We start from the raw sequence: 25,210 nt of genomic DNA, 5'->3' as shown, positions 1-25,210 counted from the left end.
GCTCGGTAGGGCTTCACAAGTCGCTCTGCCTGGAAACATGCTTCTCCTTCGATACAATTGGTTTGTCTTCAGTCTGAAGCGGCGCCAACCTGGGCGCTGCTGTTTTTCTTCTGCCAGCTCTCACTCTTTTCAGACATTTCACGCATAAACCCAAGCCCTGCTCGTATACATGATAGTACAAAGTGTCTGGAGGAGGCTGGGTAATGATGAAGATACATCGCATCGGCACAATCACGGCCGTGCTTGGGGTCAGCGCACTGCTGCTTTCGGGGTGCGGTCTCTTCGGGCCGGAAAAGGAAGCCACCAGCATCGATGCTCCCCCGCCGCAGTCGGAAGCCGCCCAGAATACACCGAACGGTCTGCCGCCGACGGATGGCACAGCCGGTGGGGCGGAGGCCGCGGTCACAGAGTCGGTCGACCGCACCGTCTACTTGCTGGACGCCAACGGATTCGTGGTGCCGTTCACGCTGACCCTGCCCAAAACGGAAGGGGTGGCGAAACAGGTGCTGACCTACATGGTCAAAGGCGGACCGGTGGAAAGCCTGCTCCCCAACGGCTTTTCCGCGGTGCTCCCCGAAGGGACGGAGGTAAAAGGGCTGGTCATCAAGGACGGATTGGCGACGGTTGACTTTTCCAAGGAGTTCAAAACGTACGACAGCAAGAACGAAAAGCAGATTCTGGACGCGGTGACCCGGGCGCTGACCGAGTTTGCCAACGTCAAGAGGGTGCAGATCTGGGTAAACGGCACGCCGCTTACCGAAATGCCGGTGGGCAGCACCCCGATCTCGTCCGCTCTGGACCGCAGCCTCGGGATCAACCTGGAGCTGGCGGAAGGGGCCGTTCCCGGCCGCACCACGTCGGTCACGGTCTATTTCCAGGGACAACTGGATGACAAGCGCTCCTATTTCGTGCCGGTCACCCGCCTGGTGCCGGAGACGGAGAACGTGGCCAAAGCGGCGGTGGAGGAGCTGATCAAAGGGCCGAAAGACGATTCGCCGCTGTTCAGCTCGCTCCTGCGCACCACCCGGGTGCTGAATGTGAAGCAGGAGAATGACCTGGTCACCGTCGATCTGAGCAGCGACATCCTCAGGTACGACGACGGCAGGGAAGCCAATCCGGAAGCGCTGGAGTCGCTGGTTCTCTCGCTGACCGAAAGCACAGGGGCCAAACAGGTTCAACTGCTGGTGGAAGGCAAGCCGCTCACCAGCGGAACGTACGATTTCACCAAGCCGGTCGCCCGCCCAGTCCACATCAACACGATGCAGTTTTGACAGCGCGCGAGAATCCACGCCCGAATCGGCAGGCGTGGTTTTTTGTTTGCGGCGGACCTGTCAGTCCGGTTGAGCCGGGGCGGCGCTATCGGCTGTCCGGGAGGCCTGCCAGATCAAGACGCCGAGGATCAGCGAGCAGAGGGTGATCAGCAGCCCGGCGGCAAAACCGAGCAGCCGCGGTTCAAAGACGGTGAGCAGCCATCCGCCGACGAGCATCGAGAGGCCGATGAGCACGCTGGAGATGGTCGATTCGAGAGCGAACACACGGCCGTGGTACGCGTTGTCGAGATGCCGCATCAGGAGCGTGCGCAGACTGGCGTTGCCCATCCCCCCGGCGACGGTGGAGAGCGCGTAGCAGGCGGCCGACAGGTAAATGGTGGGAGCGAAGCTGGTCAGCACGTGAGCGAAGCCTTCGACGGCGAGACTGCAGGAGGCCATGTGGTAAGGCCGCCGTTTCAGCAGATCGGCCGCCACGCCGCCGACGATGAACCCGAGGCCGATCGCGCCGTAGAGGAGACCGACTCCGCTTTTGCCGGCCGCAAACACCTGGTAGGCGTAGACGCTGATCAGCACGTTGAGAATGCCTCCCCCGATCGGCCACAAGGTCGTCATCAGCAGGGTGTACAGGACCAGGGGAGTTTGGCGGATCAGCGAAAACAGGTCACGGTAGGACGGTTCGTTCGCTTTGCGCTCCTCCTTGTCCGCTTCACGTCGGACACCGCTTGATCGCGGGGGGAGGGAAATCCGCAGAATCAGCGCCGCGGACAGCAAAAAGGAAAGCGAGTTGCAGACGAACGCGGCATCCGTCCCCCAATAGGCGGCAAAGACGCCGCCGACCAGCGAGCCGGCCGCCATCACGATCCCGAACACGCTTTCCTCCAGCGCATTGGCCGAGAGGAGCTGATCGCGTTCGACGACGTCCGGGATCAGGGAGATCCTCGCCGGGTTGTACAGCGCGGAAAAGGCGACGAGGGCAAACGTTCCGGCGTAGACGATCCAGACGTCGTCAGCGGAGGAGACGAACAGGAAGCAGAGGGCGATCACCGCCCGCACCAGGTCGCAGGCGACCATGACGGCTTTGCGGTTGAAGCGGTCGGCCAGCATCCCGCCGAGCGGCCCGAACACCAGGTAGGGCAAGGTGCGGAGCGCCAGCGTAATGCCTACGGCCATGGCCGTGCCGGTGATCTCCAACAGCAGGCTCAGGACGGCGACGCTGTTGAACCAATCCCCGACTCCGCTGAAAAAGTTGGCAAGCAGCAGCCTGCGAAAATTGGCTTGACGCAAAAGCAGGGAGGACGTCATAAGAATCACCCTTAATTAGTTAATTGTCTAATTAGATGTTAGTCAAATTTGTTTGTGTGCGCAAGACCCCTCTTTGCCGGAGTTTCGTTCCCGCCGAACGGATGGATTTTTCTCAGGGCTTTCGGCGGCGGATTTTTCCGCAGCTTCGGAAATGCGTTCCAGGCGTTTGCGGAGTGGCAGAGGGTTTCCTGCGTCTGGTATAATGAGCGGAGTTGACGATAGCAAGCTAGGAGGAAACATGGAATGAGACTTGATGGCCGTGACCGTGACCAATTGCGCCCAGTCAAGATTACGCGCAATTACATCAAACACGCGGAAGGTTCTTGTCTAATCGAAGTAGGAGACACCAAGGTAATCTGTACGGCGACACTGGAGGATCGCGTGCCGCCGTTCATGCGCGGAGGCGGAAAAGGGTGGATTACAGCCGAATACTCCATGCTTCCTCGGGCCACGGAGTCACGCAACCCACGGGAATCGTCCAAAGGCAAAGTGGGCGGACGAACCATGGAAATTCAGCGGCTGATCGGCCGTGCGCTGCGCTCGGTCGTTCAGTTGGAAGCGATGGGAGAGCGCACCATCTGGCTGGATTGCGACGTGATCCAGGCCGACGGCGGTACACGGACGGCGGCGATCACCGGCGCATTTGTGGCGATGGTGGACGCGATGCAAAAGCTGGTGGAGGCCGGTACCTTGAAGCAGCTGCCGCTGCGCGATTTTCTGGCGGCGACCTCGGTCGGCATCATCGACGGCCACCCGATGCTGGACCTCAATTATAAAGAAGATTCGACGGCCACGGTGGACATGAACGTCGTCATGACCGGACGGGGCAAATTTGTCGAACTGCAGGGCACGGGCGAAGAAGCGCCGTTTACCGGCGAGCAGCTTCAGGAACTGCTTTCCCTGGCGAAAAAAGGCATCGACGGACTGATTGCCGCGCAAAAGGAAGCGCTGGCCGACGTACCGCTGACGTTTGCGGACGACAACGAAAACGATCAGGAAACGGTGGCGGAGGAGAGTCATGTCTGAGCGAAAACGAGTGGTGCTGGCGACGCGGAACAAAGGAAAGGTAAAGGAATTCAACAGCCTGTTCGCCGAACTGGGCTGGGAAGGCGTCAGCCTGGACGCGTTTGAAGGCGTGCCGGAAGTGGTGGAGGACGGCGACACGTTTGAAGCCAACGCCTTGAAAAAAGCGATGACCGTTGCTACATACCTGAACATGCCGGCCGTGGGCGACGACTCCGGCCTGGAAGTGGACGCGCTGGAGGGACGCCCCGGCGTCTATTCCGCCCGCTATGCCGGCGAACACGCCAGCGATGAGCAGAACTGGCGAAAGCTGCTGGACGAACTGCGCGGAGTGCCGGCACAGCAGCGGACGGCACGTTTCCGCTGCGTGCTCGTCCTGGCGGAACCGGGCAGCGACCCCGTAGTGGCCCAAGGCACCTGTGAGGGCGTCATCGCCGAAGCCCCGCAGGGCACCAACGGCTTCGGGTACGACCCGGTCTTTTACCTGCCGGACAAGGGGCTGACCATGGCGCAGCTGTCGCCGGAAGAGAAAAACCGCATCAGCCACCGGGCGATGGCGATGCGCAATCTGCTGGCGGCGATCAAGCGGCAGGGATAGCGGTTCGCGGCAGAATACAGGCAGAAGGGAGTGCGGTACAGTGGGCATTCTGATCCTGAGCGACACGCACGGCTTGGTTCGCGAAGTGAAAGAGACGGTGGAACGCCACGCGGCGGACAAGGTCTTTCACTGCGGCGATTTTTGCGTCGACCGGCAGCGGGAACCCTTTGCCGGCATGGTTCTGGTCAAGGGCAACTGCGATGCGGCCGGGGACGTTCCCGACGAACAGCTGACCGAGTGGAAGGACCTGAAAATCCTGCAGACGCACGGCCACCTGTTCGGGGTGAAAAGCTCGCTCATGCGGCTGCACTACCGGGCGGAGGAAACGGGGGCCAACGTTGTGCTGTTCGGCCATTCCCACGTTCCGGTCTGCGGCGTCGAGCGGGGCATCCTGTTTCTCAACCCGGGCAGCCTGCAGCTCCCCCGCGGTTTTGACGTTCCCACCTACGCGTACTTGGAACAGCTTGAGACGAAAAAGCGGGAAGTGCGCGTCAAGGTCACCTATTACGACCACCGCGGCAACCCGTTGGACCGGCTGGGGGGGAGTTTTTCCCTGCGGCGCTGACTTCTTGAAAAATGGTGAATATGTGCTATACTTAAATGGTTATAATGGCTAGAATTGCATCGCCCGTGCCGACTGCAAACCGGTCACTGCGGGCGGTGTTCTGTGGATTCAATCTAGGAGGGGAAGTTTACGTGGCAGCAAAATGGGAAAAGTTAGAGAATAACCAGGGGGTCCTGACGGTTGAAGTAGATGCTTCGCAAGTGGATGCGGCATTGGATCAGGCGTTCAAAAAGGTCGTGAAGAACGTGCACGTTCCGGGCTTCCGCAAAGGAAAAGTGCCGCGCAAGCTGTTCGAAGCGCGTTTTGGCGTGGAAGCGCTCTACCAGGATGCTCTGGACATCCTGCTTCCGGCCGCTTACGGACAAGCTGTGCGGGAAACCGGCATCGAACCGGTTGACCGTCCCGAGGTGGACGTTGAGCAGATGGAAAAGGGCAAACCTCTCATCTTCAAGGCGACCGTAACGGTGAAGCCGGAAGTGAAGCTGGGCGACTACAAAAACCTGACCATCGAATCGAAAGAGTTCAACGTCACCGACGCGGACGTGGAAGCCGAACTGAAGCGCATGCAGGAGCGCCACGCCGAGCTGGTGGCCGTGGAAGAAGGCCCGGCGCAAAACGGCGATCTGGCCGTGATCGACTTCGAAGGCTTCCAGGACGGCGTTGCCTTTGAGGGTGGAAAAGCAGAAAACTACACCCTCGAACTGGGCTCCGGCACGTTCATCGCCGGCTTTGAAGAGCAGGTGGTGGGCATGAACGTAGGCGAGGAGAAGGAGATCAACGTAACCTTCCCGGAACAGTACCACTCTCCGAGCCTGGCCGGCAAAGACGCGGTCTTCAAGGTGAAGCTGAACGGCCTCAAGCGCAAAAACCTGCCGGCGCTGGACGACGAGTTTGCCAAAGACGTGAGCGAGTTCGACACGCTGGAAGAGCTGAAGGCTGACACCAAGAAAAAGCTGGAAGAAAAAGCGGCTCAGGAGAAAGAGCAGTACATCCGCGAGCAGCTCGTGCTGAAAGCGGCGGAAAACGCCGAAATCGACATTCCGGACGTAATGATCGAGCACGAACTGGACCAAATGGTGAACGAATTTGGTCAGCGTCTGCAGTTCCAAGGCCTGAACCTGGACCTGTACTACCAGTTCTCCGGCACCGATGAAAGCCAGCTTCGCGAACAGCTTCGCCCTGACGCGACCACCCGCGTGCGCACCGCGCTGACCCTGGAGGCAATCGCCAAGGCGGAGAACATCACCGCGACCGAAGAAGATGTGAACGAAGAGCTGAACAAGCTGGCGGGCGTATACGGTCGTCCTGCCGACGAACTGCGCAAAATCTTCACCGCTCAAGACGGTATGGCTGCCCTGTACCGCGACGTGCAGACGCGGAAGACGGTCGATTTCCTGGTTGCAGAAAACAAAGTCAGTGCATAAGCTTAGGAAGAACGCATGAACGACCGGCAGGCAGGTTCCCGCTTGACCCGACTGCCAAGCGATATACAAGGCACGATAATGTTCGTGCCTTGTTTTTCACCATCTTGCGTTTTTTCGGCCGCAGCCCTCGTACCGGCGGCTGCACACTACCTCTTTGACAGCAGAGGAGGAGATACATATGCTAATCCCCATGGTCATTGAACAGACGAACCGCGGCGAGCGCGCGTACGACATTTACTCGCGCCTGCTGAAGGACCGGATTGTCTTTCTCGGCAGCGAGATCGACGATGAAGTGGCCAACCTGGTGGTCGCCCAACTGCTGTTCCTGCAGGCGGAAGACCCGGATAAGGACATTCAGCTCTACATAAACTCTCCGGGCGGTTCCGTGACGGCGGGCATGGCCATCTACGACACGATGCAGCACATCAAGCCGGACGTGTCCACCATCTGCATCGGCATGGCGGCCAGCATGGCAGCCGTCCTGCTGGCGGCGGGGGCAAAAGGGAAGCGGTTTGCCCTGCCGAACAGCGAAGTGATGATTCACCAGCCGCTCGGCGGCGTACGCGGCCAGGCGGAGGACATCCGCATCCACGCGGACTGGATTTTGAAAACGAAGCGCCAGCTCAACCAAATCCTGGCGGAACGGACGGGTCAGCCATACGAACGTGTGGAAAAGGACACCGATCGTGACCACTTCATGAGCGCAGAGGAAGCCAAAGCGTACGGATTGATTGACGCCATTATTGAACGGAAAAACTGACCCGTTGTGAGGTGAAGCGCATGTTTAAGTTTAACGACGACAAAGGCCAGCTGAAATGCTCCTTCTGCGGCAAATCGCAGGAGCAGGTGCGCAAGCTGGTGGCCGGGCCCGGCGTGTACATCTGCGACGAGTGCATCGAGCTGTGCAACGAAATCGTCCAGGAAGAGCTGGGCACGGAAGAAGAAATCGACATGAAGGAAATCCCCAAGCCGATGGAGATCCGCAAAATCCTGGACGACTACGTGATCGGCCAGGATCTGGCGAAAAAATCCCTCTCGGTGGCGGTGTACAACCACTATAAACGGATTAACTCCGGCGCCAAGATCGAGGATGTGGAGCTGCAAAAGTCGAACATCCTGCTGATCGGCCCGACCGGAAGCGGGAAGACGCTCTTGGCCCAGACGCTGGCGCGGATTCTCAACGTGCCGTTTGCCATCGCCGACGCCACTTCCCTCACGGAAGCGGGGTACGTGGGCGAAGACGTGGAAAACATCCTGCTCAAGCTGATCCAGGCAGCCGATTACGACGTGGAGAAGGCGGAAAAGGGCATCATCTACATCGACGAGATCGACAAGGTGGCCCGCAAGTCGGAAAATCCGTCGATCACCCGCGACGTATCCGGCGAAGGCGTGCAGCAGGCGCTGCTGAAAATTCTCGAGGGGACGGTTGCCAGCGTGCCGCCGCAGGGCGGTCGGAAGCATCCGCACCAGGAGTTCATCCAGATCGACACGTCCAACATCCTGTTCATCTGCGGCGGGGCGTTTGACGGCATCGAGCAGATCATCAAGCGCCGTCTGGGCAAAAAGGTGATCGGGTTCGGCACCGACTTCAGCGACGGCGTCAAAGGCGACCTGAAGCCGGGCGAGTACCTGAAGTACGTGCTGCCGGAAGACCTGCTCAAGTTCGGGCTGATTCCGGAATTTGTCGGCCGTCTCCCCGTGCTGGCCACGCTGGAACCGCTGGACGAGGAAACACTGGTCCGCATCCTGACCGAACCGAAAAACTCGCTGGTGAAGCAGTACCAAAAACTGCTGAGCCTGGACGGCGTAGAGCTGGAGTTCGAACCGGGAGCGCTGACGCAGATCGCCAAGGAGGCGATCAAGCGGAACACCGGCGCCCGCGGACTGCGCGCCATCATCGAGCAGATCATGCTCGACATGATGTACGAACTGCCGTCCCGAGAAGACATCAGCAAGTGCGTGATCACCGAAGAAACCGTGCGCGACAAGGTGAAGCCGCAGTTGATGACCAAGGAAGGCCGCGAACTGAAAAACGAAAGCGCGTAACCGGCACCGCTGGAAACGCCAGCCATACCACCCCGATCGTCGGGGTGGTTTTTCGTTTGCGCTCCCGTCGCTCCCGTTCGCCCGGCCCGCTGCGCCCGCCGCCCAAGCGGCGGGGAATGCCGGATCGGCTTGTTTACGCCCGCGATTGCGAGGCAATACTACTCAATATAGTTCACGAGACGCTTTTTGATTGGATCACTGTATCAGGAAGGAACTTCTCGCGATCGCGGCCTGATACGGCAAACACAAGCATCCTCGAGGGAAGAACCGGCTTTTGCCGTGTTGACTGCAACAGAAGCGTTTCTTCCGGAAGCGGTGCGAACAGTGAGCGTGGGAGGGTTAACGGATGGACTATACCACATTGGTGATTGCCTGCATCGAAGTAGTCGTCGGGATCATCATAGGAACCTATTTCTGGAATTTGCTCCGCGCCCAGCGGACGACCAAAACATCGAGTGACCGGGAGTCGCGCAAGGACCTGGACCAACTGCGGCGGATGCGGATGATCGCCTTGACGGAACCGCTCTCGGAGAAGACCAGGCCGTCCAAGCTGGAAGAGATCGTCGGACAGGAGGATGGGCTGCGCGCCCTGCGTGCCGCCTTGTGCGGGCCTAATCCGCAGCATGTCATCATCTACGGTCCGCCGGGCGTCGGCAAGACGGCAGCCGCCCGCGTCGTGCTGGAAGAAGCGAAGCGGAATCCGCTGTCGCCGTTTTCCAGCGACGCCAAGTTTGTGGAAATTGACGCGACCATTGCCCGCTTTGACGAACGGGGCATCGCCGATCCGCTGATCGGCTCCGTGCACGATCCGATTTACCAGGGGGCAGGTGCCTTGGGGCAGGCAGGGGTTCCCCAGCCGAAGCCGGGGGCGGTGACCAAGGCGCACGGCGGCATGCTGTTTCTGGATGAAATCGGCGAGCTGCACCCGGTGCAGATGAACAAGCTCCTGAAAGTGCTGGAAGACCGCAAAGTGATGCTGGAGAGCGCCTACTACAGCGAAGAGAACACGCAGATTCCGTCCCACATCCACGAGATTTTCAAGTACGGACTGCCGGCCGATTTCCGCCTCGTGGGAGCGACGACGAGGATGCCGGAAGAACTGCCGGCGGCGCTCCGCTCCCGGTGCCTGGAGATCTTTTTCCGACCGCTCAAGCCGGCGGAGATCGGGAGCATCGTCCGCACCGCCGTCTCCAAGATGGACATGACGATGGAGGACGAGGCCGTCGGCGTCATCGAACGGTACGCCACCAACGGCCGGGAAGCGATCAACACCCTGCAGATCGCCGCGGGGATCGCGCTGACCGAGGGGCGTTCGACGATCCGCGCCGTCGACGTGGAGTGGGTCGTGCACAGCAGCCAAAAGTCGCCGCGCCAGGAAAAGCGGGTGCATGACTCGCCGCAGGTGGGACTGGTCAACGGCCTGGCCGTGTACGGCCCCAACATGGGCAGCGTGATGGAGCTGGAGGTGACCGCCAGCCGGGCGGCGGCACCCGGGGCCGGCCGCGTCACCATGACCGGCCTGGTCGAAGAAGAGGAAATGGGCAGCCGCAGCCGGACGATCCGGCGCAAGTCGATGGCCAAAGGCTCGATCGAAAACGTGCTGACCGTGCTGAACCGGCTGGGCGTCCAGCCGTACGATTACGACCTGCACATCAACTTTCCCGGCGGCGTGCCGGTAGACGGTCCCTCGGCGGGCATCACGATTGCCGCCGCCATTTATTCGGCGATCAAGGAGAGGCCGGTGGACAACCTGGTTGCCATGACGGGGGAAGTGAGCATCCACGGCAAGGTAAAACCGGTCGGCGGCGTGGTTGCCAAGGTGGAAGCGGCCCGGCAGGCGGGGGCGAAACGCGTGCTGATTCCCGAGGAGAACTGGCAGTCGCTGTTTGCCGATATGAAGGGCATCGAGGTGATTCCCGTCTCCACCGTCCAGCAGGCGATCGAGCTGGCCCTCCTGGCGGAACCGGAGACGGAGAGCGCCGGTTTCACCCTGCAGCTTCCTGCGGAAGATCTCGCCTCTTCGCCCCTGTCGTTGTAACGGCGGTGTGCCCGGAGATTAGACATCGGATTCCGTTTGCGCTACAATGATAAAAAGCTTCACTGCGAAGCTTCCGCGATGTTCAAAAACGGCTGTCGGAGCCGTTTTTGCATGTTAAGCAGGCAATTCGTACAGATCAAGGAGAGGTGCATAAGCTTGGGCGAACGTTCCGGTAAACGAGAGATACCGCTTCTCCCGTTGCGCGGGCTGCTTGTGTATCCATCCATGGTTCTCCATCTGGATGTGGGACGGGAAAAATCAGTCCGCGCCCTGGAGCAGGCCATGGTGGATGACAATCAGATCCTGTTGGCGACGCAGGAAGAAGTCCACATAGAAGAACCCAGCGCCGAGCAGATCTACAGCGTCGGCACCGTTGCGCGGGTCAAACAGATGCTGAAGCTGCCGAACGGCACGATCCGCGTCCTCGTGGAAGGCCTGCAGCGGGCCCGAATCGAGGAATACCTGCGGCAGGATGACTTCTTCCAGGTCTCGATCACGTACCTGGAAGAGGAAAAGGCCGACGAAAACGAAGTGGAAGCGCTGATGCGCGCCGTGCTGAGCCATTTTGAACAGTACATCAAGCTGTCCAAAAAGATTTCGCCGGAGGCGCTTACCTCGGTAAGCGACATCGAGGAACCGGGACGGCTGGCCGACGTGATCGCCTCCCATCTGCCGCTGAAAATGAAGGACAAACAGGAGATTTTGGAGACGACCAACATCAAGGAGCGGCTCAACATTCTCCTCGACATCCTCAACAACGAGCGCGAGGTGCTGGAACTGGAGCGCAAGATCAGCAACCGCGTCAAGAAGCAGATGGAGCGGACGCAGAAGGAATACTACCTGCGCGAGCAGATGAAAGCGATCCAAAAGGAGCTGGGCGAAAAGGACGGGCGGCAGGGTGAAGTGGATGAACTGCGCGCCCAACTGGAGAAATCCGACGCCCCCGAGCGGATCAAGAACAAGATTGAGAAAGAACTGGAGCGCCTGGAGAAAATGCCGACCACGTCCGCCGAAGGAGCGGTGATCCGGACCTACATCGACACGCTGCTGTCCCTGCCGTGGACGCGCAGGACCGTCGACAATCTGGACATCCGTCACGCGGAACAGGTGCTGAACGAAGACCACTACGGGCTGGAAAAGCCGAAGGAGCGGGTGCTGGAGTACCTGGCGGTGCAAAAGCTGGTCAATTCCATGCGCGGTCCCATCCTCTGTCTGGTCGGTCCTCCCGGCGTGGGGAAAACCTCGCTCGCCCGCTCCATCGCGCGTGCCCTGGAGCGGGAGTTTGTCCGCATCTCGCTCGGCGGAGTGCGTGACGAAGCGGAGATCCGCGGCCACCGCCGCACCTATGTGGGAGCGCTGCCGGGCCGCATCATCCAGGGGATGAAACAGGCCGGCACGATCAACCCCGTCTTTCTCCTGGACGAAATCGACAAGCTGGCCTCCGATTTCCGCGGCGATCCGGCTTCCGCGCTGCTGGAAGTGCTGGACCCCAACCAGAACGACAAGTTCAGCGACCATTACATCGAAGAGACGTATGATTTGACCAACGTGATGTTTATCACGACGGCCAACAGCACGCATACGATTCCCCGTCCGCTGCTGGACCGGATGGAGGTCATCTCCATCGCCGGCTACACCGAGCTGGAAAAGCTGCACATCATGCGCGACTACCTGCTGCCCAAACAGATGGAGGAGCACGGGCTGGGCAGGGATAAGCTGCAGATGAACGAAGACGCGATGCTGAAGGTGATCCGTCAGTACACCCGGGAAGCGGGCGTGCGCAATCTGAACCGGGAGGCGGCCAGCATCTGCCGGAAAGCGGCCAAGCTGATCGTCAGCGGCGAGAAAAAGCGGGTAGTGGTGACGCCCAAAACGGTGGAGAGTCTGCTTGGCAAACCGCGCTATCGCTACGGCTTGGCCGAGCGGGAGGACCAGGTGGGGTCCGTAACCGGCCTGGCCTGGACACAGGCGGGCGGCGACACGCTGAACGTAGAGGTGAGCATTCTGCCCGGCAAGGGGAAACTGACGCTGACCGGTCAGCTCGGCGACGTCATGAAGGAGTCGGCCCAGGCGGCGTTCAGCTACATCCGTTCCCGCGCCGCCGAGTGGAACATCGACCCCGAGTTCCACGAGAAAAACGACATCCACATTCACGTGCCGGAAGGAGCGATCCCCAAAGACGGTCCATCCGCCGGCATCACCATCGCCACGGCGCTCGTCTCCGCCCTGACCGGCATCCCGGTGCGCAAAGAGGTGGGCATGACCGGTGAGATTACCCTGCGCGGCCGCGTGCTGCCGATCGGCGGACTGAAAGAGAAGGCGCTGTCCGCTCACCGGGCCGGACTGACGACGGTGATCCTGCCCAAGGAAAACGAGAAGGACATCGAAGACATCCCGGAAAGCGTGCGAAAGGACTTGAAGCTGATCACGGTGGAACACATGGACGAGGTCCTGCGCCACGCGCTTACCCGGCAAGCGGTTGGTGAAACGCGATGAAGATCACATCGGCCGAATTTGTCGTCAGCGCCGTCGGACCCAAACAGTACCCGACAGATGGCCTGCCAGAGATCGCTCTGGTGGGTCGCTCCAACGTGGGCAAGTCCTCGCTGCTGAACAAAATGATGAATCGCAAGGGGCTGGCCCGCACCAGCTCCAAGCCGGGGAAAACGCAGACGCTGAACTACTTTCGCGTCAACAACATGCTCTACTTCGTCGACTTCCCCGGCTACGGCTACGCCAAAGTGGCCAAGTCGCTGAAACAGCAGTGGGGCAAAATGATTGAAAATTATCTGAAACAGCGCCAGGAGCTGCGGTTTGTCATCCAGTTGGTGGACATCCGCCACGCGCCCAGCAAGGATGATGTGGCGATGTACGACTGGTGCAAGGAAATCGGCATTCCCACCGTGGTCGTGGCCACCAAGGGGGACAAAATCGCCCGCGGCCGCTGGCTGCAGCATACGAAAGTGATCCGCGAACAGCTCCAGATGCGCGGCGACGATGCACTCATCATCTTCTCCTCGGAAACGGGACAGGGACGGGACGAACTGTGGGGCGAAATCGTCCGCCGCTTGCGGCAGGAAGACGAAACGGCCCCCGAAGCTGAGCAGGATCTCTCCGGCGCGGCGCCGGAAACGGCGGAAACGGGCAGCTCCCCGTCGTAACACCAGCGGGAAGAGAGGGGTGTCCGTGCACAACCGTGAGTTTTTTCCCGTTCGCGGGGTAATTGAAGGCTATTACGGCACTCCGTGGACAAACGCGGAGAGGCTGGACATGATCCGCTTTTTGGGGCGTCACGGGTTTAACGCGTACTACTACTCGCCCAAGGACGATCCCTATCTGCGGGAACGCTGGCAGGAGCCGCATCCGCCCGAGGCCCTGGAGCAGATGGAGGGCTGGATGGCGTGCGCCCGGGAGGCAGGGGTGCGATTTGTCTACTGCCTGAGTCCCGGCCTGAGCATGGAGTACGCCAGCGACGGCCATTTTTCCCGACTATTGGAAAAGTACCGATTCATGTACGAACGGGGCGTCCGCCACTTTGCCCTGCTGTTTGACGACATCCCGCTGGCCTTGATGCATCCGGCGGACGTGAGCCGCTACCGCACGCTGGCGGAAGCGCACGCGGATGTGGCGCTGAGGCTGCGCGAGGCGATGGACGGCTGGGAGGAGCGGGTGGAGCTGACCGTTTGTCCCGCCCAGTATCACGGCATGGGCGACGAACCGTACATCACGGAGCTGGGACGGCGCCTGCCGGCGGCGATCGACCTGTTCTGGACCGGCCGCTTTGTCTGCTCGCCGTTTTTGGCCGAGGCGGACGCCCGCTTTTTTGCGGAACGGACGGGGCACAAGCCGCTGATTTGGGACAACTATCCGGTAAACGACCTGGCAATGGCCGATGAACTGCACATCGGCCCGCTGCGCAACCGCGATCCTGGTCTGTGGCGGCACGCTGCCGGGTATGTGGCCAACCCGATGGCACGGGCGGAGAGCTCAAAAATTCCGCTGCTCACGACAGCGGCGTACCTACGAGATCCGGAAGGGTACGATCCAGCCTCGGCGTGGGCCCTGGCCGTGGAAGAGGTGGCCGGGCCGGAAGACGCCGCCGCCGTACTCCGCTTCGCCGACAACGTGCAGGGCTCGTTTCTCAACGAGACCGAATCGCCGGCTCTGCTGGAGGCGTTTCTGCAGTTTCGCTTTCAGTTTTTGTACGGGGACCGGCAGGCAGGACTGCGCATGCTCGGGCGTGTGTTTGCCGATATGGAGGAGACCGCCCTGCACCTGCTGGAGCGGATGCGCAACCGCAAACTGGCCGCCGAGATCGGCGGCTGGGTGGAGAAGTACCGGCATTGGGCCAAGGTCGGGCAGGCGGTCACTGCCATGATCGAGGCGGGCACAAGCGGCCGGACGCTCCGGGCGGCGTATCACCTGCTCCGGCTGAAGCACTGGATGAAGCGGACCGAACGGCTGCCGCAAAAGGTGTGCGGCAGCGTGATGAAGCTGTTTGTGGAAGCGGTGCTTCTGGAATTGAAACAGACGAGGTAGCAAACCGGGCTCCACGGTCAGCGTGGGGCCTGGTTTGTGTTTGGATGGGAGACGGTCGTCGGGAATGACGAGAGGGGGCAAACCAAACCGGACCGGGCGCCGCGAAAAAACGGGACTGGCATGCAAGCCAGCCCCGTTTTTTCATCCGTCACTGCCCATCACGCCGACTCCCGGCGGCCGGCTTCCTGATTTCTCCTGATGCGCCGGCTTTTCCACCACTCCAGGATCGGCAGCTCCGCCAGGATCATCCCGGAAAAGATCAGGAAGCAGCCCGCCAACTGCCGCGCCGTCAGCACTTCGTGAATCCACAGGTACGAAGTGAGGGCGGCAAACACCGGCTCCAGGGCGAAGATCAGCGCCACGCGGGTGGAGCTGGTCTCCTTCTGCAGCGCCGTCTGGGCCAAAAAGGCGAGCGCGGTGGCGAAGATGGAGGTCACGATCAGGCCGCGGACCACTTCCGGCGCAAACAGGACCGCCGGGTCGAAGGCGAGGCGCCAGTCTTCGAACAACAACGCGTACCCCCAGCTCAGCGCGGCCACCGTCCCCAACTGGACGATCGCCAGCGGGAGGGCAGGAAAACGCGGAGCGTATTTGCCGGTGGCGACGATCTGCAGCGCAAAGCAGATGGCGCAGCCGAAGACCAGCACGTCGCCGAGGTTGAACGCAAGCGTCGAGGTTTGCGTCAGCAGGTAGAGCCCGCAGGCGGCGATCAGGGTGCCGGCGATGGCGGCCGGTTTGACCCGGTCGCGCAGGATCAGAAAGGAAAACAGCGGGACCAGCACCACCGACAGGCCGGTAATAAAGCCCGCTTTGGACGGCGTGGTGTACATCAAGCCAACCGTCTGCAGGCCGTAGCCCAGACAGAGCCAAAATCCGATCAGACATCCGGCCTTGATCAGCGGGAAGCTCCAGCTCCGCAGCTGCTCGCGAAAGAACAGGCAGTGGATGGCGAGCAGAAAGAAAGCGGCGATGGTAAAGCGCACCGCGTTGAAGGCGTTGGGCGGCAGAGCGGCGATGGCCTGCTGGACGACGAGGAACGTGGCCCCCCACACAAACGCGATCACAAGCAGGGTCACGTCAGCCATCCATTGTTTTTTCAACGGTCGTTTCTCTCCTTCCGAATGATTCAGACGATTGCAAACGTTCCGGTTCCATGCCTGCATGATAAGGCAATCCGGCGGGGAAAGCAAGCACAAGCGGAAAACCGCTTGGCAACCGGGAGGAAATATCGGAAAATAAAGAAAAATAAAAAGGGGGATTCACATGAACCAGTCCGTACTTCGGTCGCGGCGGGCCCGCCGGGCGGAAGCCAAAGTGACCCGCACCGCCCAGCGGTTGGCCGAGCTTTTGGCGGGCAGCAGCGGGTTGGAGGAGAAACGGGAAGCCGTCCGGCAGATTCTGGACGAGCAGTTGGGGAATCGCGAATACTTCGTCATCGTCGACGAGACGGGATACGGTCACATCCATACCAACCGGCTGCGGGAGGGCATCGTGTTTGACGACGAGGTGGGGCGGCGGGCGGCCGCTGCGCGCGAGGTCCTGTCCCAGCTTTACCTGCGCAACACGGGGGAGCGGCTGATCGACACCGCCGCTCCGATCGGCACGTTTGGCGGCAGACGGTACGTCCTCCGGATGGGGACGATTCTGCACCGCCCGTTTTTGGGACCGGCGCTGGTCGGTCTCGGCTGTATCCCGCCGCTGTGCGGATGGGCGGCCATGCTTGGGAAGGGCCTGCCGCTTGCGGATGCGGCGGTGTGGGCGTTCGTTTCGCTTGGCGTGGGGTTGATCGGAGGCCTGTGGATGTACCGGACCATGCGCGCCAGCCTGCAGGAATGGCGGGAGCTGACCCGGGCCGTCTCGTCCGGCGATCTGACCCGGAAAGTCGTCACCCGCTCACGCAATGAATTCCACCAGACGGGGCTGGAATTAAACAAGATGGCGATCGGCATCCAGAACATCGTAAGCGAGATCGCGGGCGCGGCGGACATTACGGGGGAGATCAGCCGGAACCAGGCGCTGCAGGCACGGGAACTGCGGGACACCTTTGACGAGCTGAGCGGCATGATGCAGCAGTTTCAGTCGGGGACCGAGGAGCAGGCCCACGCGGCCGCCGCAGCGGTCGAGCGCCTGCAGGAAATGACGGCCATGCTGACGGAGATGCAGGCGGCGCTGAACAAGACGAGAGAGATGAGCGAGAGCGCCGCGATGACCACGGAGCGGGGCAACCATGCGGTGGAGACGGCTTCCCGCCAGGTGGGACAAGCGGAGTCCGGCATGGCCGAAACGGCGGAAGCGATCCGCCATCTGGCACAGGCTGCGGAACAGATCCGGCAGCAGGTGGCGGCGATCACCAAGATTGCCCGGCAGACCAACATGCTGGCGCTCAACGCATCCATCGAGGCAGCCCGCGCCGGGGAACACGGCCGGGGCTTTGCCGTGGTGGCGGCGGAGATTCGCGAGCTGGCGGAGGAGACCGCGCAGTTTGCGGACAACATCCTGTCCACCGCAGCCGCCATTCATGCGGACGTGACCGAGACCGCGGAAGAGGTGGAGCGCCAGTTGGGCGACCTGCGACTCTCCAGCCGTCACGTGCGGGAAGCGGGCGAGGCGATCCGCAGCCTGCAGGTGGTGGTGGACGCCAACCAGGCGCTGTCGGCCCAAAACGCCGCGAGGGCCGAGCGGCTTGTCCAGCACTGCGGGGCGATCGGGCAGACGCTGACCCAGGTGAAGACGATCGCCGGCCAGATTGCGGAGAGCGTCTCGGCGGCGGCCAGCGCGGTCGAGCAGCAGGCCGGCGGCGTGCATCTGCTGGCTGAGGAAGCGGGGACGCTGGCCGAGAAGACGATGGCGCTGCAGCGAATCACGAAGCGGTTTCGCGTGTAGCATAGAGACCCAGGTGCACCCGTTAATAAACTTTTCACAATTACAACTGGTCGTTTGGGGACATAATGTTATAATAATAGTGCATTTTACACAGAGCCGGCTGGCATGTAATACCGGGAGGACGTTATGGATATCCTTTTGCTGGGTCTCAATTACAAAACAGCACCAGTCGAAATTCGGGAAAAATTCACGTTCAGCGATGACGGGACGGCACGCGCTCTTCATCTCCTCTCCCAGACGAAGAGCATCGCGGAATGCGTCATTCTCGGAACGTGCAACCGCACGGAAATCTACGTGGTCTGCGACCAGTTGAACGTGGGGCGGGACTACGTGCTGAGATTTCTGGCGGAGTGGTTTGGGGTCGACAAAGAGTCGTTCAAGCAGCATCTTTATATAAAAGGAAACGAAGAAGCGATTGAACACCTGTTCCGCGTCGTCTGCGGCCTTGACTCCATGGTGGTGGGCGAGACGCAAATCCTCGGACAGGTGCGGGACGCCTTCCTGCTCGCCCAGCAGCTCGAGACGACCGGCACGGTGTTCAACATGCTGTTCAAGCAGGCGGTCACGTTTGCCAAGCGGGCCCACACGGAAACGGGGATCGGCCAAAACGCCGTCTCCGTCAGCTACGCCGCGGTGGAACTGGGGAAAAAGATTTTCGGCTCCTTCGCGGGCAAGGAAGTGCTGATCGTCGGCGCGGGCAAAATGAGCGAGCTGACCGCCAAACACCTGCACGCCAACGGTTCGCAGCACGTGCGGGTCGCCAACCGGACCTTGGAGCGTGCCCGGCTTTTGGCGGAGAAATTCAAAGGGGACGCCTGTACGATGGAGCAGCTCCCTGAGGCGCTGCTCACCGCCGACATCGTCATCAGCTCCACGGGAGCTGCAGGCTATGTGATCACCAAGGAACAGCTCATGCCGATCATGCAGCGGCGCAAACACCGTCCGCTGTTCATGATCGACATCGCCGTGCCGCGGGATCTGGACCCCAGCCTGCACGACCTGGACAACGTGTACCTCTACGATATTGACGATCTGGAGGGCATTGTCGCCAGCAACCTGGCGGAGCGTTCCCGCGAGGCGGAGCGGCTGGAAGGGATGATTGCCGATGAAATCGTCGCCTTCACCACCTGGTACCAGACGCTGGGCGTTTCGCCGCTGATCGCCGCGCTGCGTGAAAAGGCGGAGGCCATCCACAGCGAGGGGATGCGCAAAATGGAGAACAAGCTGTCCAACCTGACCGAGCGCGAGCTGCACATCATCCGCAAGACGACCAAGGGCATGATCAATCAATTATTGCACGATCCGGTCGTCCGTTTGAAAGAGCTGGCAGCCAAGTCGAACGGGGAAGACGTGTTGGACATGTTCTCCGCCATCTTTGCGCTGGAAGAGATCCTGGAGCGGTTCGAGCGGGAAGCCAACTGGGAAAAAGAGAAAAAAAAACACTTGTCCACTCGTGAGCAGGTCTTTGCGTCCCGCGTCCGCGAGTAGATACCGAAATGGAAAGAGAGGAGAGCGTACATGGCCGACGCGAGATGGATCTACGACTTGACGATCTTTCTCTACGCTGCAAGTGTTCTCTTCTATTTCAACGACTTCTTGCAAAGCAACCGGAAAGTCAACCGTCTGGCTTTCGGGTTGCTTGCTGTCGTTTGGGCCTTGCAATCCGCTTTTTTCGTCTCACAGATGGCGGAGAAATCCTACTTTCCCGTCATCACGCTGTTTGAGACGCTCTTTTTTTATTCCTGGGTGCTGGTCACCCTGTCGCTCGTGATCAACTATTTTTTTCGCATCGATTTGCTGGTTTTTTTTACCAATGTGATCGGCTTTGTCGTGCTGGTGCTCTCCATGTTTTTGCCGGAGACGCCGCTGACGGCCGTATCGGAGACGCTCACGTCGGAACTGCTCTTGATCCACATCACGCTGGCGATGTTCAGCTACGGGGCGTTTTCCCTGTCGATGATCTTTTCGGCCATGTATCTCCTGCAGCATAAAATGCTGAAAGAAAAGCGCTGGACGCCGCTTTTACGGCGGCTGCCCAGCCTTGACATGCTGGAAGTATACGCGTACCGGATGAACGTGGTCGGGGTGCCGATGCTGCTCTTGGCGATCATCCTCGGGATCATCTGGGGCAAGCTGGTCCTGCCGGAAAAGTTCTGGCTCGATGCCAAGGTGCTGCTGTCGATCCTGGTGCTGGGGGCGTATTCGTACTGGCTGTACAAGCGCTTCAGCGACACGTGGCAGATGCGGCGTCTGGCCCAGTTTAACCTGACGGCGTTTCTGCTGCTGCTGGTCAACTTTCTGGCCACCGACATCTCCAAATTCCACAGTTGGCTGTAACCGCCATGCAAGGAGGCTACCATGAGAAACTGGAAGGTGGGAACGCGCCGCAGCATGCTGGCGCTCACCCAGACCAATTGGGTCGTGGACCAATTGAAACGGCTCGCGCCCGAAGCGGCGTTTGAACTGCATGAAATCGTCACCAAAGGAGACCGCATCCTGGACGTCACGCTGTCCAAGGTGGGCGGCAAGGGGCTGTTCGTCAAGGAAATTGAGCAGTCGCTGCTGGACAAGGAGACGGACCTGGCCGTGCACAGCCTGAAGGACATGCCGGCGGAACTGCCGGAAGGGCTGGTGATCGGCGCGATTCCAAAGCGGGTGGACCCCCGCGACGTGCTCTTGTCCAAGGACGGCAAGACGCTGGATGAGCTGCCGCACGGGGCGCTGGTGGGCACGAGCAGCCTGCGCCGCTCCGCACAGCTTTTGGCCTACCGGCCGGACATCCAGATCGAATCGCTGCGCGGCAATATCGACACCCGCATCCGCAAACTGAACGAAGGCAATTTCGACGCCATCATCCTGGCAGCGGCCGGACTGGAGCGGGTCAAGTGGGACGGGACGATCAGCCAGTACCTGCCGGTGGAGATCAGCGTGCCGGCTGTCGGGCAGGGGGCATTGGCCATCGAGTGCCGGGCCGACGACGAGGAGACGCTCGCGCTTCTGCGCCGCCTGGACGACCCGCCGACCCGCCTGGCGGTGACGGCGGAGCGCAGCTTCCTGCACCGCCTGCAGGGCGGCTGCCAAGTGCCGATCGGGGCCTATGCCACCGTGGCGGAAGCGTCGGGCGATGCCGCGCCGACGGTGACGCTGACCGGACTGGTCGCGTCGCCCGACGGCAAACGGGTGTTCAAGCGGACGGCCACCAGCACCGATCCGGCCGCACTCGGCCGGGAGCTGGCTGAAACCCTGCTGGCGGAGGGAGCCGGCGAGGTGCTGGCAGAGGTGCAGAAGGAGAATCAGGGATGAACCGGCCGGCGCCGCTTGGAGAGGATCGCCTGCCGCTTTCCGGCGTCCGGGTGATGGTGACGCGGGCCCGCAGCCAGGCCCGCGAGCTGGTGGAAAAGATTGAGGCGCTGGGCGGCGAGGCATACGTGTTTCCGCTGCTGAAAATGGTGCCGCCGGCCGACACCGGACCGCTCGACGACGCGATCGCCCGCCTGGATGCGTTTGACTGGGTGATGTTCACCAGCGTCAACGGCGTCCGCTTCTTTCTGGAGAGAATGCGGCAGTTGGGCGTGAGCCCGGACCGGATGACCGCCCGCGTGGCGGCGGTGGGGCCCAAGACGGCGGCCGAACTGGACAAACACGGCTGGACGGCGGACGTCATTCCGTCCGACTACGTGGCCGAGGGAATGCTCGCCGCGCTCCGGGGGCGTCTGGCACCGGGCCAGCGGGTGCTGCTGCCGCGGGCCGACATCGCCCGCAAGACGCTGCCGGACGAACTGCGCCGCATGGGGCTGCAGGTGACCGAGGTGGACGCCTACGAGACGGTCATCGACGGCGAGGGCGCCCTGGAAGCGGCGGAGCGGCTGCGGCGGGGGGAAATCGACGCGATTGCGTTTACCAGTTCATCCACGGTGCAGCACTTCATGCAGGTGATGGCCCCGTACGGGTTGGACGGCTTGCTGGCCTCCGTGCGGATCGCCTGCATCGGGCCGGTTACGGCCAAGACGGCCAAACGCCTCGGCCTGCCGGTTCACGCCGTGGCCAGGGAGTACACGGTGGACGGCTTGTTGCAAGCGTTGACAGCAAATCTGGGAGGGGATGTACATGGCACTCACATTTGACCGTCATCGCCGGCTGCGTTCCAGCGCGGCGATGCGCAGTTTGGTACGCGAAAACCACGTTCGTGTGGAGGATCTGATCTACCCGATCTTCGTGGTGGAAGGATCGAACGTCAAGGAGGAAATTCCCTCCATGCCGGGCGTTTATCACTTCTCGCTGGACCGCCTGAACGAGGAGATCGATGAGGTGGCGGCGTTGGGCATCCAGTCCGTGCTGGTCTTCGGCGTGCCGGAGCACAAAGACGCCTGCGGATCGGAAGCCTACAACGACGACGCCGTGACGCAGCGGGCCATCCGTCAGATCAAGGAGAGACATCCGGAGCTGGTCGTCATCGCCGACACGTGTCTCTGCCAGTACACCGACCACGGTCACTGCGGCGTGCTGCACGACGGCGACGTGGTCAATGACGAATCACTGAAGCTGCTGGCGGCGACGGCTGTCTCGCAGGCGAAAGCGGGAGCGGACATCATCGCGCCGTCCAACATGATGGACGGCTTCGTGGCGGCGATCCGCGCGGAGCTGGACGAAGCCGGCTTTACCCACGTGCCGATCATGTCCTACGCGGTCAAATACGCCTCGTCGTTCTACGGTCCGTTCCGCGACGCGGCCCACTCCGCGCCCAAGTCCGGCGACCGCAAGACGTACCAGATGGATCCGGCCAACGCCCGCGAAGGGCTGCGCGAAGCGGCTTCGGACGTGGCGGAGGGGGCTGACTTCCTGATGGTCAAACCGGGGCTGGCGTTCATGGACATGGTGCTGCGCCTGCGGGAGTCCTTCCATCTGCCGATCGTCGTCTACAACGTGAGCGCCGAGTATTCGATGGTCAAAGCGGCGGCGGCCAACGGCTGGATCGACGAAGAGCGGATCGTGATGGAAACGATGGTCGGCTTCAAGCGCGCCGGTGCCGACCTGATCATTACCTATCATGCCAAAGACGTGGCAAAATGGCTGGCGAGGTGAGCGGACGATGAACATGGAGAAATCGGTCCGGCTGTTTGCGGAAGCGCAGCAGTACATACCGGGTGGGGTAAACAGCCCGGTGCGGGCGTTTAAAAGCGTGGGCGGCAATCCCGTCTACATCGCCAAAGGGGAGGGGTCCCGTGTCGTTGACGTGGACGGCAACACCTACATCGACTACATCGGCTCCTGGGGTCCGCTGATCCTGGGACATGCCCACCCGAAAGTGCTGGCGGCGATCCAGGAAGCGGCCGCGCTCGGCACCAGCTTTGGCGCTCCGACCGAACGGGAGACGGAGATGGCCAAACTGGTCTGCGAGATCGTCCCGTCGGTCGAAGTGGTGCGGATGGTCAACTCCGGCACGGAGGCGACGATGAGCGCGCTCAGGCTGGCGCGCGGCTACACCAAGCGGAACAAGATCATGAAGTTCGAGGGCTGTTACCACGGCCATGCCGACAGCCTGCTGATCAAGGCGGGGTCCGGGGTGGCCACGCTCGGTCTGCCCGACAGCCCCGGCGTGCCGGAAGCGACGGCCATCAATACGATCACCGTACCGTACAACGATCTGGAGAGCGTCAAGATGGCGTTCGAAGCGTTCGGCGACGATCTGGCCGCGGTGATCGTGGAACCGGTCGCCGGCAACATGGGCGTCGTGCCGCCGCAGCCGGGCTTTCTGCAGGGCTTGCGGGAGATTACGCAGCGCTACGGAACGCTGCTGATCTTTGACGAGGTGATGACCGGCTTCCGCGTCGCCCGCGGCGGCGCCCAGGAGCTGTACGGCATCACGCCCGACCTGACGACGATGGGCAAGGTGATCGGCGGCGGCCTGCCGGTCGGCGCTTACGGCGGCAGGCGGGACATCATGCTGCAGATAGCTCCTGCGGGACCGATCTACCAGGCGGGTACCCTGTCCGGCAATCCGCTGGCGATGGCTGCCGGATTGACCACGCTGCGGGAACTGGGGCAGGAAGGAGTCTACGAGCGGCTGGAAGCACTCTCCGCCCGGTTGGCCGAAGGACTGGCGGACAACGCCCGCAAGCTGGGCATCCCGCATACGGTGAACCGCGTCGGCTCCATGGTCTGCCTGTTCTTTACGGAGACGCCGGTCGTCAACTACGAGACGGCCAAGACGTCCGATTTGGAGCGCTTCTCCAAGTATTTCCGCCACCTGCTGGAAGAAGGCGTAATGATTCCGCCGTCCCAGTTCGAGGGCATGTTCGTCTCGCTGGCCCACACGGAAGCGGACATTGAGCGCACCATCGAAGCCAGCTACAACGCGATGAAAAAGCTGTAAGCCGGCACACGGCGAAGAAAAGCTGCAGGCGCCCGCACTGCCGGGAGCGTTGAGATAACAAAAGTCCCTGTCCGGTTGCGGCAGGGACTTTTGTTTTGGAGGATTATCTCCCCAGTTCTTTCCAGTATTCAAAGGAGTGGATCGCCACTCCCGCAAAGGAAGGGTGCTCCGCCATGAGTGCGGGCAGCTTGTCCAGTTCGCTGTCCATGTACGCGCTGCCTTCCTCGAAAAAGGTGATGAAATTGCCCTCGCTGCTCTGTTTCGTTTCGACGGCGACAAGCACCTTCTTGTCGTACCGGTCGGCCATCTCCAGTTCCTGGGTCACGATCGAGGAGATGCTGTTCGGTCCGGCCGCCCGGTCGCGGTAAGCCATCACGGTCACGTGATCGTGCTTGGCGATCATCCATTCGGCCAGCGAGGTGTCAGGGCTGCCGGGGATGGGGGTATTGTCCAGCCAAAATGGCAGATCACAGCCAATCTGCAGCGAGGGATTCTGCCTGATTTTGCCGACGTACGCCTCCACGTTGCCCATCCACTGCCGGATGACCGCTTCCCGGTCCGTTTTCCACGCGGGCAGGACGTACGGTTCGATGTCCAGGTGAATGCCGGTGATTTTTTCATGGTCGCCGGCCGCGAGATTGTACTGGTTGACCCAATCGACCAGGGCGAGGATGTCCTGCCGGTTTTGTTCCAGCCCCCAATCGGCTTTCCCGCCCAAGACATGCACGTCGATCCCGGCGGCGCGGGCTTTGCCGATGAACGGCCGGTAATACGCGGGGGTGAGCGAGGTGTCGATTTTCAGATACAGCAGGGTCACGCCTTGCTCCGCGGCAAACGAGAGGATCTGATCCGGCTCCGAGGCGGTCAGGTACGTTTGCCAGAGCCATGTGGCTTTCAGCGGCTTCTCTTCGGCAGGATTCACTTGGGCAGTTTTCACTTCGGCAGTGTTCTCTTCGGTGGAGAGTCCTGTCATAAATACGCTCAGCACGATAAGCAGGATAAGTGCCGGACGAGATACATGTGTCATGACGCTTCCTCCAGGTGTGATCAGAGTCGTGAACGCGAGGTCCCTTACTCATATCGGCACGAGGGGCTTTCGTCGTGAGCGTTTTTGCAGCGCAAAACGAGAAATGGGTCGAAAGTCTGAG

21 protein-coding genes are annotated in these 25,210 nt (G+C 61.3%); 18 read left to right on the top strand and 3 right to left on the bottom strand.

Going from position 1 to position 25,210, the window contains the following annotated elements; genetic code table 11:
• The first annotated feature begins 206 nt into the window (after window positions 1–206).
• Window positions 207–1,271, top strand: a complete 1,065-nt coding sequence (locus FOI68_RS09395) for a GerMN domain-containing protein (protein ID WP_029097528.1) — start codon at window positions 207–209, stop codon at window positions 1,269–1,271.
• Between the two features lie 60 nt (window positions 1,272–1,331).
• On the opposite strand, the gene FOI68_RS09390 is transcribed toward FOI68_RS09395, so the two are convergent.
• On the bottom strand, window positions 1,332–2,573 hold the full coding sequence (locus tag FOI68_RS09390; RefSeq protein WP_143862937.1) for an MFS transporter: 1,242 nt from the start codon (window positions 2,571–2,573) through the stop codon (window positions 1,332–1,334).
• A gap of 243 nt (window positions 2,574–2,816) precedes the next feature.
• On the opposite strand from FOI68_RS09390, the gene rph reads away from it, so the two are divergent.
• The 10 genes from rph to FOI68_RS09340 all read left to right on the top strand — a co-directional run bounded on the left by rph (window position 2,817) and on the right by FOI68_RS09340 (window position 14,806).
• Entirely contained in the window at window positions 2,817–3,599 is a 783-nt protein-coding gene (gene rph, locus FOI68_RS09385; protein WP_035300316.1) for a ribonuclease PH, read from the top strand.
• A complete protein-coding gene (locus tag FOI68_RS09380; RefSeq protein WP_035300314.1) occupies window positions 3,592–4,194 on the top strand; it encodes an XTP/dITP diphosphatase in 603 nt (200 codons plus the stop codon). The genes rph and FOI68_RS09380 overlap by 8 nt, the downstream gene beginning before the upstream one ends.
• Window positions 4,195–4,234: 40 nt before the next feature.
• On the top strand, window positions 4,235–4,759 hold the full coding sequence (locus FOI68_RS09375; RefSeq protein WP_035300311.1) for a metallophosphoesterase family protein: 525 nt from the start codon (window positions 4,235–4,237) through the stop codon (window positions 4,757–4,759).
• 131 nt (window positions 4,760–4,890) lie between these two features.
• Window positions 4,891–6,183, top strand: a complete 1,293-nt coding sequence (gene tig / locus FOI68_RS09370) for a trigger factor (protein WP_029097523.1) — start codon at window positions 4,891–4,893, stop codon at window positions 6,181–6,183.
• Window positions 6,184–6,355: 172 nt separating this feature from the next.
• A complete protein-coding gene (gene clpP, locus FOI68_RS09365; RefSeq protein ID WP_255309773.1) occupies window positions 6,356–6,943 on the top strand; it encodes an ATP-dependent Clp endopeptidase proteolytic subunit ClpP in 588 nt (195 codons plus the stop codon).
• Between the two features lie 20 nt (window positions 6,944–6,963).
• Window positions 6,964–8,229 carry an ATP-dependent protease ATP-binding subunit ClpX gene (gene clpX, locus FOI68_RS09360; RefSeq protein WP_029097521.1) on the top strand — a complete coding sequence of 422 codons (1,266 nt, stop codon included), beginning with the start codon at window positions 6,964–6,966 and terminating at the stop codon, window positions 8,227–8,229.
• Between the two features lie 346 nt (window positions 8,230–8,575).
• Window positions 8,576–10,267 carry an ATP-dependent protease LonB gene (gene lonB / locus FOI68_RS09355; protein WP_029097520.1) on the top strand — a complete coding sequence of 564 codons (1,692 nt, stop codon included), beginning with the start codon at window positions 8,576–8,578 and terminating at the stop codon, window positions 10,265–10,267.
• 156 nt (window positions 10,268–10,423) lie between these two features.
• Entirely contained in the window at window positions 10,424–12,763 is a 2,340-nt protein-coding gene (gene lon / locus FOI68_RS09350; protein ID WP_029097519.1) for an endopeptidase La, read from the top strand.
• On the top strand, window positions 12,760–13,428 hold the full coding sequence (yihA, locus tag FOI68_RS09345; protein ID WP_143862936.1) for a ribosome biogenesis GTP-binding protein YihA/YsxC: 669 nt from the start codon (window positions 12,760–12,762) through the stop codon (window positions 13,426–13,428). Before lon ends, yihA begins: the two co-directional genes overlap by 4 nt.
• Before the next feature lie 25 nt (window positions 13,429–13,453).
• Entirely contained in the window at window positions 13,454–14,806 is a 1,353-nt protein-coding gene (locus tag FOI68_RS09340) for a protein O-GlcNAcase (protein WP_255433416.1), read from the top strand.
• A gap of 158 nt (window positions 14,807–14,964) precedes the next feature.
• On the opposite strand, the gene FOI68_RS09335 is transcribed toward FOI68_RS09340, so the two are convergent.
• Entirely contained in the window at window positions 14,965–15,906 is a 942-nt protein-coding gene (locus FOI68_RS09335) for a DMT family transporter (RefSeq protein ID WP_370512113.1), read from the bottom strand.
• A 163-nt stretch (window positions 15,907–16,069) separates the two neighbouring features.
• On the opposite strand from FOI68_RS09335, the gene FOI68_RS09330 reads away from it, so the two are divergent.
• The 7 genes from FOI68_RS09330 to hemL all read left to right on the top strand — a co-directional run bounded on the left by FOI68_RS09330 (window position 16,070) and on the right by hemL (window position 24,062).
• Entirely contained in the window at window positions 16,070–17,689 is a 1,620-nt protein-coding gene (locus FOI68_RS09330) for a methyl-accepting chemotaxis protein (RefSeq protein WP_143862934.1), read from the top strand.
• Between the two features lie 126 nt (window positions 17,690–17,815).
• Window positions 17,816–19,177, top strand: a complete 1,362-nt coding sequence (gene hemA / locus FOI68_RS09325; RefSeq protein ID WP_035300304.1) for a glutamyl-tRNA reductase — start codon at window positions 17,816–17,818, stop codon at window positions 19,175–19,177.
• A gap of 30 nt (window positions 19,178–19,207) precedes the next feature.
• The gene (locus tag FOI68_RS09320) at window positions 19,208–20,026 is read left to right on the top strand and encodes a cytochrome C assembly family protein (RefSeq protein ID WP_029097513.1); all 819 of its coding nucleotides are present in this window, start codon (window positions 19,208–19,210) and stop codon (window positions 20,024–20,026) included.
• 21 nt (window positions 20,027–20,047) lie between these two features.
• Window positions 20,048–20,992, top strand: coding sequence for a hydroxymethylbilane synthase (gene hemC, locus FOI68_RS09315; protein ID WP_143862933.1), 945 nt, complete (start codon window positions 20,048–20,050; stop codon window positions 20,990–20,992).
• Complete coding sequence (locus FOI68_RS09310; RefSeq protein WP_143862932.1) at window positions 20,989–21,813, top strand: uroporphyrinogen-III synthase; 825 nt, start codon at window positions 20,989–20,991, stop codon at window positions 21,811–21,813. Before hemC ends, FOI68_RS09310 begins: the two co-directional genes overlap by 4 nt.
• Window positions 21,797–22,771 (top strand): porphobilinogen synthase, encoded by a 975-nt coding sequence (gene hemB, locus FOI68_RS09305; RefSeq protein WP_143862931.1) that lies wholly within the window; start codon window positions 21,797–21,799, stop codon window positions 22,769–22,771. Before FOI68_RS09310 ends, hemB begins: the two co-directional genes overlap by 17 nt.
• A 7-nt stretch (window positions 22,772–22,778) precedes the next feature.
• The gene (gene hemL, locus FOI68_RS09300) at window positions 22,779–24,062 is read left to right on the top strand and encodes a glutamate-1-semialdehyde 2,1-aminomutase (protein ID WP_143862930.1); all 1,284 of its coding nucleotides are present in this window, start codon (window positions 22,779–22,781) and stop codon (window positions 24,060–24,062) included.
• A gap of 103 nt (window positions 24,063–24,165) precedes the next feature.
• On the opposite strand, the gene FOI68_RS09295 is transcribed toward hemL, so the two are convergent.
• Complete coding sequence (locus FOI68_RS09295) at window positions 24,166–25,089, bottom strand: hypothetical protein (RefSeq protein ID WP_143862929.1); 924 nt, start codon at window positions 25,087–25,089, stop codon at window positions 24,166–24,168.
• Between the last annotated feature and the right edge of the window lie 121 nt (window positions 25,090–25,210).

It is taken from the genome of Brevibacillus sp. LEMMJ03 (genome assembly GCF_007197875.1).
Classification (GTDB): domain Bacteria; phylum Bacillota; class Bacilli; order Brevibacillales; family Brevibacillaceae; genus Brevibacillus; species Brevibacillus thermoruber.
The sequence above is the reverse complement of the archived record's forward strand: the minus strand, read 5'-3'. Positions and strand labels throughout refer to the sequence as shown.